Consider the following 11,607-nt stretch of genomic DNA (forward strand, 5'->3'; position numbering starts at 1 on the left):
AGCGGGAAATCGGCGCCGAGCTCCTCGAGCCTGAGGATCAACGAGCCGATCGCATAGATCCTCGAGGGCTTCGAGGGTTGCGCGCTGAAGGCGACCGCAAGCCGGACAGTGTTCGCGGACGGCGCGCCGGGGTCGCGGCTGATGCTGGTCGGCGAGGCGCCGGGCCGCGAGGAGGACCTGTCGGGCCTGCCCTTCGTGGGCCGCTCGGGACAGCTGCTCGACCGCATGCTGGCGGCGATCGGGCTCGACCGCGGCTCGGTCTACATCGCCAACGTCATCCCCTGGCGGCCGCCCGGCAACCGCACGCCGACGCCCCAGGAGACCGAGACCTGCCTGCCCTTCATCCGGCGGCAGATCGAGCTGTGCGATCCGCAGATCCTGGTGGCGCTCGGGGGCGCGGCGGCGCAGAGCCTGTTCCGCGCCCGGGACGGCATCCTGAAGCTGCGCGGCAAGTGGCTCGACTATGACGTCGCGGGCCGCCCCGCCAAGGCGATGGCGACCCTGCACCCCGCCTATCTGCTGCGCAGCCCGGCGCAGAAGAAGCTCGCCTGGCGCGACCTCAAGGCGATCCGGCGGGCCCTCGACGGGGCCACGCCGCCCGGCTGAGCCGCGCCCGGCCGCGTCAGCGCTGGCCGCCGGAGGTCAGGATGACCGCGCCCGTCACCCAGCTCGAAAGGTCAGAGGCGAGGAACAGCGCCACCTTGGCGATGTCCTCCGGCTCGCCGAGCCGGCCGAGCGGCGTCGAGGCCACCAGCTGCTGTTCGAACTCGCTGCCCTTGACGCCCACCGTGGTGAGGCCCTCGGTGTCCGTCACGCCCGGGTTCACCGAGTTGACCCTGATCTTGCGCGGACCGAGCTCTGCGGCGAGCGACCGGGTGATCGCGTCGAGCGCCGCCTTCGTGCCGGAATAGACCGAAAGCGCCGGATGGGCGGCCGTGCTGGCGTTCGAAGAGATGTTGATGACGCTGCCGCCGTTCGGGCCGAAATGCTTGAGCGCCTCGCGGGTGGCGAGAAGCGGCCCGAGCACGTTGACGTCGAACTGGCGCCGGTAATGCTCCTCGGTGATCTCGTCGAGCGTCGCGAACTGATAGACGCCGGCGTTGTTGACCAGCACGTCGAGCTCGCCGAACGCCTTGGCGGCCTCGTCGAACAGCCGGGTCACGTCGGCCGCCTTCGACATGTCGGCCTGGACGGCGATCGCGCTCCCGCCCTTGGCGGCGATCTCGGCCACCACCTTCTCGGCGCCCGCCTTGTCCGAGGCGTAGTTCACCACCACCGCGGCGCCCGCCGCGCCGAGGACCTTCGCGATGCCCGCCCCGATGCCCTTCGAGGCGCCGGTCACGACCGCGGTCTTGCCTGTAAGTTCGCTCATTGGTGTCCCCTTGGAGAGCGATTTCAATTCGACGCTTAGATGAACGTCGAACTGTCAGCGCGCAAGGGGCCGTTCTGAAAAAGGAGCGCGGGCGAGCGGGGGCGGCGTTTCGGGCGGCGGCCCGGAGCGGATCGGGGGGTCAGATCTCGGAGAGCCGTCTCGTATAGGCGGCGAGCACGTCGCGCTGGAGCACGAGGTGGGCGAACTTGCCCTCGCGGACGATCTCGATCAGCCCCGCAGCCTCAAGCTCCTTTACGTGATGCGACAGCGTCGCGGCGCTGATCTGCTGCGCCTCGTTCAGGGCGCTGCACGGCGTGGCGGCGTCGCAGGCGCCGAGCTCCTTGAGGATCTGCACACGCCGCGGCTCCGCGAGCGCGCGCGCGATCCGCTCGAACTGACGGTCCGAGAGCTCTGATTCCGACGCCTGGTTCATGCGGGATAGATAGTGCGCGCCGCCTCGCGATGCGAGGACGGCGCGCGGGAAGCCTCACCCGACCGCGTGAACCTCCACGAGGTTGTCCGAATAGGTCGGCGAGTGACCCATGCCGCCATAGGCGGAGGAGGAGATGATGTTCACGGCGCCGCCGCGGTTGAGGGTGCGCCAGTAGCCGAGCGACGCCACCACCAGGCCGGCGGGCACGTCCTCGGTGACGCGCGCCGCGCCGTGGAACTGGCCACGGTCGTTGAACACCCGCACCAGCGCGCCCTCGCTCACCCCGCGCGACAGCGCGTCGGCCGGGTTGATCAGGATCGCCTGCTCGCCCTGCACCGCGATCTTGCGCTCCTCATTGGCGTATTGCGAGTTGAGGAAGGCGTGGCTCTTCGGCGAGACGATGTTGAGCGGGTATTTCTGCGCCTTGGCGGGCGCGGTCTCGGGGCGCTCATAGGGCGCCACATAGCCCGGCAGCGGGTCGAGCTTCTCGCCCCCCTGCATCGCCTCATACATCTGCCGGAACGGCGGGGCGACGAAATTGCCGGTGGTCGCCGCGGTCTCCGAGTAGAACTCGACCTTGCCGGACGGCGTCGGGAAGCCGCCCTCGGCGTGCGGCGTGCGGGTCGACGGATCGCCCACCGCGATGCGCCAGAACCCGTGCTGGCGGAAATAGTCCATGTCGCAGCCGGCCATCTTGGGGCTCGACCAGTCGATGTACCACTCCATCAGCTCCTTCTCGCTCATCGAGAACTGCGGCTCCTTGAAGCCGAAGCGCTTCGCCAGGCGCCGGAACAGCTCGGCGTTGGAGACGCATTCGCCCGGCGTCTCGATCGCCTTCTCGTTCAGCGTGAAGAAGAAGTGGCCCCACGAGAACATCATGTCGTCGTGCTCGGCCGCCATGGTGGCCGGCAGCAGAATGTCGGCGTAACGCGCCGTGTCGGTCAGGAAGTGCTCGGAGACGACCGTGAACAGATCCTCGCGCTCCAGGCCTCGGACGATCTTGTCGGTGTCGGTCGACTGCGAGACCGGATTGCAGTTGTAGACCATCAGCGCGTGGACGCCGGGGTTCAGCCCGGCCTCGCCGGTCAGCACCTCGCCGAGCTTGAGCACGTTGATGGTGCGGGTGCCCTCCGGGATCAGGTCGGGGCGGCAGACGCGATCCCAATGCACCGGGAACTCCCACAGCGGCATCTGGTAGACGCCGCCGCCCGGGTCCTTCCAGGAGCCGGTCAGCGCCGGCAGCGAGAAGATCGCCCGCAGCGCCTGGCTTCCGCCGGCCGAGCGCTCGACCGCGATGCCGGGCCTGAGCGCCGCGTTGCGCGTGGTGGCGTATTCGTGCGCCAGCATGCGGATGTCTTCCGCCTTCACGCCGCACAGCGCCTCGGCGTATTCGGGCGTGAACGGCGCGGCGCGCTCCTTCAGCTGCTCGAAGCCGACCGTGTATTTCTCGACATAGTCCATGTCGCAGAGATTGCCGTTGATGATCACATGGATCATCGCCATCGCGAGCGCCCCGTCGGTGCCCGGGCGCGGCATGATGTGCCAATCGGCTTCCTTGGCCGTGCGGGACCTGTACGGGTCGATCACCACCACCTTGGCGCCGTTGCGCTGGGCGTCCTTGACGATGTGCCAGTGGTGCAGGTTCGTGCTGATCGAGTTGCAGCCCCAGATCACGATATACTTGGACTGGGTGAAGCTCAGCGGATCCGTGCCATTGGTCGGACCGTTGGTCAGCAGCCAGGCGGTGCATGAGCCGGAGCCGCAGAAGGTCTTCTCCGCGACCGTCGCGCCGAGCTTGTTGAAGAAGGCGTCGCCGACCGTCAGGCCCTGCACCAGGCCTTCATTGCCGAGATAGCTGTAAGGCAGGATCGCCTCCGGCCCGTGGGCCCGCGCCGCCTCGGCGAACCGCTCGAAGATCGTGTCGAGCGCCTCGTCCCAAGAGATCCGCTCGAACTTCCCTTCGCCCTTCGGGCCGACCCGCTTCATCGGGAACATCAGCCGGTCGGGATTGTAGTGGTGCTTCTCGAAGTCCTTGACCTTCACGCAGAGCGAGCCGCGCGTCATCGGATGCTCCGCGTTGCCCTTGACCGACACCAGCCGCCCGGCCTCGGTCGTGTAGACCATCGCGCAGGTGTCCGGGCAGTCATGCGGGCAGGCGCCGAGATGGGTTTTGGTCTCGGCGGCGGTCTCTTCGAGCATTTCATTCTCCCGGACGTTTTGTCGTTATTGCGCCCGCGGCCATCGAAGGGTCCTATCGGGCGATTGATCGGATGATAGCCGCCTGAAAGGCGCGATCACAAGCCGGCGGAACGAACCCGGGCGGCTCCGCCTTACCTCCGGAGGCCGCGGCCCGCCGCGGCGCCCGAGGAGGCCCCGACGATGAACAAGATCCTGATGCTCGCAGCCGGCGCTCTCGCGCTGTCCACGGCCGCCCAGGCCGACGCGATCGTACGCCAGGAGACGCAGACCGGCGTCTATTCCGCGCCGGTCGCGGGCGCGACGCCGCAGGCCCGCGAGAACCCGGCGCCGGACACCACCATGCTCGAGCAGCGCCGCACGACGACCGTGACGCCCGTGCCGAGCGCCCGCGTGATCGAGCAGCCCGCGACCACCGGAACGGTCGAGATCCGCCGCTCGCCCGAATGAGCGCCGGAACGTAGGGCGGAGGCTTAACGACTTCGTGCGTTGATGGCGGCCCGGCCTTGGGGACGCGCGATGTCAGCCTGGATGCCCGCGGTGATCTTCGGCGCGCTTGGCGTCGTGGCCGCGCTTGCGATCCGGCGCGATCTGCGGACCGGCGTCAGCGGCGACGGGCTGTACCGGTTCGGCCTCGATGAACATCCGCTCGGCTACGCCGTGCTGATCGCCGGCAAGGCCTTCGTGGCGGCGTATGGGCTGGCCGCCGTGCTGCACGCCTTGGGGCTCGTGGGCGATCCGCACGCGGCCGTGCGCGATCTCGTCGACAGCCTGCGGTCCGCGATCACCGCCCCCTCTCACCCGCCTCGCTGACCGCCGGCTTTGTAAACGCCGCATGAAGGTTGCGCTGCACCGCACGCATGACTGGCATGCCAGATCCCAACTTTTGAACCGGGGTCTGGCATGCCAGATTAGCGCCAACAGGATCACGGCGCGACGCGCGCCTCAGAGACGGTGTGGATCAATGGCTTACGTATCTGTCACGCATAACCGCCCTTCGCATACGGGCTTCTTCGGCCGCATTTTCGCACGCATCGCGGCCGCCTTTGCTGCGCTGCAGCGCGCCGACCAGCGCGTCGGCTACCCGCCCTATTTCGGGCTCTGAGGTTTCTCTGGTCCGGTCCTCCCCCCTCCCTCGGACCCAGAGCTGGCCGCCCTTCGGGGCGGCCTTTTTTTTGCGCGCGCGCCCGTTTGTCACAAAGACGCGAGGCGCGAGCGTTGGAACGCGACGCCGGCCGTGGCACCCTCCGCTTAAGAACGCTCTCATAAGGACGTCGGGGGATTCGTGCGGCGATCGCGGGGAAGAGGCGTCGGGGCTGCGGCCCTCGCGCTCGGCATGTTCGCGGCCTGCGCCGCAAGCGGGACGGCGCGCGCCGAGCCGGACGAGGACGATCAGGACCCCTCGATCCTGGACAGCGTCGCCGCGTTCAGGGACATCGCCGCCGCGCGTGACGCGCTCGCCGACCGGGGCTTCCGGTTCTCGGGCTTCTACTTCTCGGACGTCCGCGGCAACCTCACCGGCGGCATGCGGCGCGGCGTCACCTATAGCGGGCTGCTGAAGCTTGCCCTCGACGTCGACGCCGAGAAGGTCGCCGGGATCGAGGGCGGCCGCCTGCATGTCGACATGCTGCAGATCCACGGCCGCGACCTTTCGGACGACTACATCGGCAACGTGCTGTCGGTGAACGACGTCGGCGCGCGGCCGACCACCCGGCTGTTCGAGCTCTGGTACGAGCAGAAGTTCGGCGACCGCTTCGCTCTGAAGGTCGGCCAGCTCGCGGCCGACGAGGAGTTCATCAAGAGCGAGTATGGCGAGGCGTTCCTGGACGCGACCTTCGGCTGGGCCGGGCCGCCTTCCGAGAACCTGCCGTTCGGCGGCCCCGCCTACCCGCTCGCGGCGCTCGGCGCGCAGGCGACCGTCGCGGCGACGGAGAACCTCACGCTGGTCGCCGCGATCTACAACGGCGCGGCCGCGAACCCGAACGCCGAGGACCCCGAGAAGGCCAACCGCCACGGCCTCAATTTCCGCCTCAAGGACCCGCCGCTCGTCATCGCCGAGGCGCGCTACCGCTACAACCAGGGCGAGGACGCCGCCTGGCTGCCGGGCACGCTGAAGATCGGCGGCTACGGCCATTTCGGCCGTTTCGACGACCTGAAGCGGGGAACCGACGGCCTCGTGCTGGGCTCTCCCGGCAGCAATGACGATCCGCGCCGTCACCGGGGCGACGTCAATTTCTACGCGCTGGTCGACCAGCAGATCTACCGCGCGCCCGGGGACGACCCCGACAGGGGCGTCGGCGTGTTCGCGCGCGTCATCGCCGGCCCGAAGGACCGCAACGAGATCGACTTCTACGTCGACGGCGGGATCGTGGCGTCCGGCATGATCCGGGGCCGGCCCGACGATCTGTTCGGCTTCGCCCTCGCCTACGCCAACTTCTCGCCGCGGCTCGCCGACGCCGACCGCGCCGCCGATCCGGGCGGGCCCGCGCGCAAATACGAGGCGGTGTTCGAGGCGACCTACAAGGCGCAGATCGTGCCCGGCCTGACGGTGCGGCCGACCTACCAGTACGTCATGCGCCCGGGCGGCGGCGTCGACAATCCGGAGCGTGCGGGCTCGCAGAAGATCCGCGACGCCCACGTGTTCGGCGTGACGTCGCTCGTCACCTTCTGAGGCCGCGTCCGGCGAGAAGGCTAGTGATAGCCCTCGCCGGCGCGCACCTTGCCCCGGAACAGCCAGTACACCAGCACCGTGTAGCCGATGATGATCGGGAACATGATCACCACGCCGATCCCCGCGAAGATCTGCGAGGCCGGCGCGGCTGCGGCGTCCCAGAAGGTGATGTGGGGCGGCACCAGATAGGGGAAGGTCGAGATCGCGAGCCCCAGGAAGCCGAGCAGGAACAGCACGATCGAGCCGAAGAACGGGCCGATCTCGCGGCCGTTCTCGATGCCGCGCCACACCAGATAGGCGACCGCGAGCGTCACCAGCGGGATCGGCCACAGGATCAGGAAGTTCGGCAGCGAGAACCAGCGGTCCCAGATCCGGTCGACCGCGAGCGGGGTCCAGATGCTGACCAGCCCCATCGCGACCAGAACGGCGGCCAGCAGCATGGGCGCCTGCAGGCGCGACCGGCGGGCGACCTCCCCGTCGGTCTTCATGTTGAGCCAGGTGGCGCCGAGCAGCGCGTAGCCAAGCACCACGCCGACGCCGCAGAGCATGCTGAACGGCGTCGCCCAGTCGAACGCGCCGCCGGCGAATTGCGGCCCGACATTGGGCTGCACCTGGACGTCGACGCCCTGGATCAGCCCACCGAGGATCACTCCCTGGCAGAAGGCGGCGAGGATCGAACCGCCCGCGAAGGTGATGTTCCAGACGCTCTTGTTCGGCTTCGCCACCCAGCGGAACTCGAACGACACGCCGCGGAAGATCAGCGCGAGCAGCATCACGATCACGGGCAGGTAGAGCGCCGGCATGACGATGGCGTAGGCCTTGGGAAACGCGACCCACAGCCCGCCGCCGCCGAGCACCAGCCAGGTCTCGTTGCCGTCCCAGAACGGAGCGACCGTGTTCATCATCTGGTCGCGCTCATGCTCGTCCTTGGCGAACGGGAACAGGATCCCGATGCCGAGGTCGAAGCCGTCGAGGATCACGTACATCGCGACCGCTGCCGCGATGATCCAGCCCCAGGCGAGTGGCAGATACCATTCCATGACCGTCACCCCGCCGCCGGTTCTGGGCCGCCCGCGATCGCGCCGCGGGTCGCGTCCTGCGCCGCCGAAAGCGGCCTGTTGGGAGCGCCCTGGCGCGGGGGAGCGATGATCGACGGGTCAGGCCCGCGATTGATCAGCCGGTTGATGTAGTAGACGCCCATCGAGAACACGCAGCAGTAGACCACCACGAACATCGCGAGCGAGATCACCAGGCTGCTCGTGGTCACGGGCGAGGCCGCGTCGGCGGTGCGAAGGATGCCCCAGGCGACCCAGGGCTGCCGGCCGACCTCCGTGACGATCCAGCCCGCCAGGATGGCGATGAAGCCCAGCGGCCAGAGATAGGAGGACGCCTTGAGGTACCAGCGCGCCTCCCACAGCGTGCCGCGCCACCACAGCCATGCGCCCGTGAGCCCGGCCGCGATCAGCAGGAATCCGATCGCCACCATGATGCGGAACGCGAAGAACACCGGGAGCACCGGCGGCCGCTCGTCCTTCGGGAAATCCGACAGCCCCTTGATGCGGCCGTCCCACGAGTGGGTCAGGATCAGGCCGGAGACGTTCGGCAGAGCGATGTCGTAGTCGTTGCGCTCTTCCGCCACGTTCGGGATCGCGAACAGCGACAGCGCGACCGGCTCGTCGCTGTTCCAGTGCCCCTCCATGGCCGCCACCTTGGCGGGCTGGTGCTCCAGCGTGTTGAGCCCGTGCTGGTCGCCGATGAAGAGCTGCAGCGGCGCGACGATCGCGATCATGCCGACCGCCATGCGCACCATGGTGCGCGCGTCCTCGCCGAACCTGTTCGCCAGCAGATAGCGGCAGCCGACCGACAGCACGACGACCGCGGTCGTCAGATAGGCCGCCGTCATCATGTGCGCGAAGCGATACGGGAAGGACGGATTGAAGATGATCTGGACCCAGTCGAGCGGATGCGCGACGCCGTCGCGCATCTCGAAGCCCGCGGGCGTGTGCATCCAGCTGTTGGCCGACAGGATCCAGAAGCCGGAGATCGCGGTGCCGAGCGCCACGATGCAGGCCGACAGCACGTGCAGCCAGGCCGGCACCCGGTCCCAGCCGAACAGCATGATGCCGAGGAAGGTCGCCTCCAGGAAGAAGGCGGTCAGCACCTCATAGCCGATCAGCGGCGCGACGACGTTGCCGACGACCTCGGAGAAGCGGCTCCAGTTCGTGCCGAACTGGTAGCTCAGCACGATCCCCGAGACGACGCCCATGGCGAAGGAGACCGCGAAGATCTTGGTCCAGAACCGGGCGAGGCGGTGGAAGCGGTCGGCCCCCGTCCGGGCCCAGATCAGCAGCAGCGTCGCCACATAGGCCGAGATGCCGATCGTGAACGCCGGGAAGACGATGTGGAACGACACCGTGAAGGCGAACTGCAGGCGGGCGAGCAGGTTCGGGTCGAAGTCCATCGGTCCCTCCGGCGCCGGGCTGCCCCCGGTTCGCGTTTCGCGTCGCTGGATTCGTTATAAGCCCGCCGCGCCCCCCGGCGATAGTCGACGGATCGCCAAGTCCGACTGCTCGCGGAAGTCCGCCGCGCTATGTTGAAGCCGGGGCGAGCGCGAAGGAGCGTCAATGCGCTGGGAAGATTTTCGCCGCAGCGAGAACGTGGACGACATCCGGGGCTCGGGCGGCGGCGGCTTCCGCTTTCCGGGCGGCGGGGGCGGCATCGGCATCGGCGGCCTGATCGTGGTCGGGCTCGTCTCCTGGGCGCTCGGCGTCGACCCCCGGCTGATCCTCAGCGGCCTCGAGGGCATGCAGGGCGGCGGCCCGGGCTATGAGCAGCAGGGCCAGCCCGGCCAGCGGCGCGAGCTTTCGGCCGAAGAGCAGAAGCAGGGCGATTTCGTGCGCGCGGTGCTGGCGCAGACCGAGGACGTCTGGACCGACCTCTTCAAGCAGTCCGGCGCGACCTACAACAAGCCGCGCCTCACCCTGTTCAGCGGCATGACCCGCTCGGCCTGCGGCCGGGCGCAGTCCGCGATGGGGCCGTTCTACTGCCCTGGCGACCAGCGGGTTTATCTCGACACCGAATTTTTCGACGAATTGTCACGGCAGTTCCGCGCGCCCGGGGACTTCGCCCGCGCCTATGTGATCGCGCACGAGATCGGCCATCACGTGCAGGACGAGCTCGGGATCCTCGCCAAGGCCAACAGCGCGCGCGAGCGGGCGGGCTCGCAGGAAGCCGCCAACGCGATCTCGGTCCGGATCGAACTGCAGGCGGACTGCTTCGCGGGCGTCTGGGCCTATTGGGCGGACAGGAAGCACAACGTGCTCGAGCAGGGCGACGTCGAGGGCGCGCTGAAGGCCGCGAGCCAGATCGGCGACGACACGCTGCAGCGCCGCTCGGGCGGCGAGGTCGTGCCCGACAGCTTCACGCACGGCTCCTCCGCCCAGCGCGTGAAGTGGTTCCGCACGGGGCTGCAGAGCGGCGACCCGAAGCAGTGCAACACCTTCGCGGCCCGCAGCCTCTAGCGCGGCGCGGGAACATCGCCGGCCGCCGCCCGTTCGGGACGAGCGGACCCGCCGATGGTCCGCGCGCTTCCGGAGCCCCGCATGGCAGAGCAGATTCCCCTGAGCGAAGAGGATCGGGCGTTCGCGCCCGAGTGGGACGCGGAGCGCGGCGACAAGACCCATGAGGTCGCGCCCGACGTCGCCTATCGGCGTCTCGCGATCGTCAACGTGGCGTTCGTGGGCTACCGCGGCGCCGCCGACCGCGAATGGGCGCTGATCGACGCGGGGCTGACGGGCTCCGCGGGCTTCATCAGGGCGGCGGCCGAGGAGCGCTTCGGCCGCGGCTCACGCCCCGCCGCGATCATGCTGACCCACGGCCATTTCGACCATGTCGGCGCGCTCGAGACGCTCGCGGAGGAGTGGGACGCGCCGGTCTACGCGCATCCGCTGGAACACCCTTATCTCGACGGCTCGGCCGCCTACCCGCCCGGCGACCCCTCGGTCGGCGGCGGCGCGATGGCGGCGCTGTCGCGCTTCTATCCCCGCGATCCGGTGAATCTCGGCGCGCGGCTGCGGGCGCTGCCGCCGGACGGCGCCGTTCCGGGCATGCGGGGCTGTCGGTGGATCGCGACGCCCGGCCACAGCGTCGGGCACGTGTCGTTCTGGCGCGAGAGCGACCGCGCGCTGATCGTCGGCGACGCTTTCGTGACGACCCGCCAGGAAAGCGTCAGCGCGGCGCTGACCCAGGACCCCGAGATGCACGGGCCGCCGATGTATTTCACGGTCGACTGGGGCGCGGCGGAGGATTCGGTGCGGCGGCTCGCGGCGCTGGAGCCGAAGACGGTGGTGACCGGCCACGGCCAGGCCATGGCGGGCGCTCACATGCGGGCGGCGCTGCATGAGCTCGCCGACCGGTTCCGCGCCGTCGCGGTTCCGGCGCAGGGCCGCTATGTCGACGCGCCGGCGCGGGCGGAGGATGGCAGCGCCTATCTGCCGGCGAACTAGATCCGCAGCGCGGCGAACCGCAGGCCGCGCCACAGAATCTTGGAGAGCGAGCCGAGAACCAGGCCGCCGAACCACATCAGCACGGCCCAGAGGTGCCGCAGCAGCATCTCGCCGACCCGGATCGAGGTGCGGAACACGCGCAGGCTGGCTTTTCCGGTGAGCTCCGCCACCGCGCGGCTGCGGGCGCCGAACCGCGTGGTGAAGCGGCGAAGCTCGGGCAGTTCGTCGACATTGCGGACATATTTCATCAGCCGCACCGTCTCGCCCGCCCCGACCGCGCCGCCGACCGCCTTGAGCTCCGTGGCCGCGCCCGAAAGGGTCCTGAGGTGTCTCACACGGTGACGCGCGCCGGGCAGGACATCCCCCTCCAGCCGCGTGAATTCCGCCTTCTCGAATATCTGATGCGCAACGCCGGCCAGGTGGTCACGCG

11 protein-coding genes and 2 pseudogenes are annotated in these 11,607 nt (G+C 69.2%); 8 read left to right on the plus strand and 5 right to left on the minus strand.

Annotation, left to right across the window (positions count from 1 at the left end; all coding sequences use genetic code 11):
• Positions 1–57: 57 nt before the first annotated feature.
• Positions 58–606, plus strand: a pseudogene (locus tag ACIKT0_RS07195) (uracil-DNA glycosylase); the annotation flags it as partial.
• Positions 607–622: 16 nt separating this feature from the next.
• Here the strand turns inward: ACIKT0_RS07195 and ACIKT0_RS07200 are convergent.
• The 3 genes from ACIKT0_RS07200 to ACIKT0_RS07210 form a co-directional block, all read right to left on the minus strand.
• Positions 623–1,372 carry an SDR family NAD(P)-dependent oxidoreductase gene (locus ACIKT0_RS07200; RefSeq protein WP_407104683.1) on the minus strand — a complete coding sequence of 250 codons (750 nt, stop codon included), beginning with the start codon at positions 1,370–1,372 and terminating at the stop codon, positions 623–625.
• 139 nt (positions 1,373–1,511) lie between these two features.
• On the minus strand, positions 1,512–1,805 hold the full coding sequence (locus ACIKT0_RS07205) for an ArsR/SmtB family transcription factor (RefSeq protein ID WP_407104684.1): 294 nt from the start codon (positions 1,803–1,805) through the stop codon (positions 1,512–1,514).
• 54 nt (positions 1,806–1,859) lie between these two features.
• The gene (locus ACIKT0_RS07210; protein WP_407104685.1) at positions 1,860–4,004 is read right to left on the minus strand and encodes a molybdopterin-containing oxidoreductase family protein; all 2,145 of its coding nucleotides are present in this window, start codon (positions 4,002–4,004) and stop codon (positions 1,860–1,862) included.
• 180 nt (positions 4,005–4,184) lie between these two features.
• Between ACIKT0_RS07210 and ACIKT0_RS07215 the strand changes: the two genes are divergently transcribed.
• The 4 genes from ACIKT0_RS07215 (at position 4,185) to ACIKT0_RS07230 (ending at position 6,672) form a co-directional block, all read left to right on the plus strand.
• Positions 4,185–4,451 carry a hypothetical protein gene (locus ACIKT0_RS07215; protein ID WP_407104686.1) on the plus strand — a complete coding sequence of 89 codons (267 nt, stop codon included), beginning with the start codon at positions 4,185–4,187 and terminating at the stop codon, positions 4,449–4,451.
• Positions 4,452–4,520: 69 nt separating this feature from the next.
• Positions 4,521–4,814, plus strand: a complete 294-nt coding sequence (locus ACIKT0_RS07220; protein ID WP_407104687.1) for a hypothetical protein — start codon at positions 4,521–4,523, stop codon at positions 4,812–4,814.
• 151 nt (positions 4,815–4,965) lie between these two features.
• The gene (locus ACIKT0_RS07225; RefSeq protein WP_407104688.1) at positions 4,966–5,106 is read left to right on the plus strand and encodes a hypothetical protein; all 141 of its coding nucleotides are present in this window, start codon (positions 4,966–4,968) and stop codon (positions 5,104–5,106) included.
• Positions 5,107–5,286: 180 nt separating this feature from the next.
• A complete protein-coding gene (locus ACIKT0_RS07230) occupies positions 5,287–6,672 on the plus strand; it encodes a carbohydrate porin (RefSeq protein ID WP_407104689.1) in 1,386 nt (461 codons plus the stop codon).
• A 20-nt stretch (positions 6,673–6,692) separates the two neighbouring features.
• Here ACIKT0_RS07230 and cydB read toward each other — a convergent pair whose 3' ends face one another.
• Together cydB and ACIKT0_RS07240 are read right to left on the minus strand one after the other, a co-directional pair.
• Complete coding sequence (gene cydB / locus ACIKT0_RS07235) at positions 6,693–7,712, minus strand: cytochrome d ubiquinol oxidase subunit II (RefSeq protein WP_407104690.1); 1,020 nt, start codon at positions 7,710–7,712, stop codon at positions 6,693–6,695.
• A 5-nt stretch (positions 7,713–7,717) separates the two neighbouring features.
• Positions 7,718–9,133 (minus strand): cytochrome ubiquinol oxidase subunit I, encoded by a 1,416-nt coding sequence (locus ACIKT0_RS07240; protein ID WP_407104691.1) that lies wholly within the window; start codon positions 9,131–9,133, stop codon positions 7,718–7,720.
• 163 nt (positions 9,134–9,296) lie between these two features.
• Between ACIKT0_RS07240 and ypfJ the strand changes: the two genes are divergently transcribed.
• From ypfJ to ACIKT0_RS07255, 3 genes and pseudogenes are all read left to right on the plus strand, one after another.
• Positions 9,297–10,193: a KPN_02809 family neutral zinc metallopeptidase gene (ypfJ, locus tag ACIKT0_RS07245; protein WP_407104692.1), complete on the plus strand. Its 897-nt coding sequence runs from the start codon at positions 9,297–9,299 to the stop codon at positions 10,191–10,193.
• An 81-nt stretch (positions 10,194–10,274) separates the two neighbouring features.
• A complete protein-coding gene (locus ACIKT0_RS07250) occupies positions 10,275–11,177 on the plus strand; it encodes an MBL fold metallo-hydrolase (protein WP_407104693.1) in 903 nt (300 codons plus the stop codon).
• 287 nt (positions 11,178–11,464) lie between these two features.
• A pseudogene (locus ACIKT0_RS07255) lies at positions 11,465–11,607 on the plus strand (winged helix-turn-helix domain-containing protein); the annotation flags it as partial.

The sequence above is a fragment of the Hansschlegelia beijingensis genome (assembly GCF_045505405.1).
Taxonomy (GTDB): Bacteria; Pseudomonadota; Alphaproteobacteria; order Rhizobiales; family Methylopilaceae; genus Methylopila; species Methylopila beijingensis_A.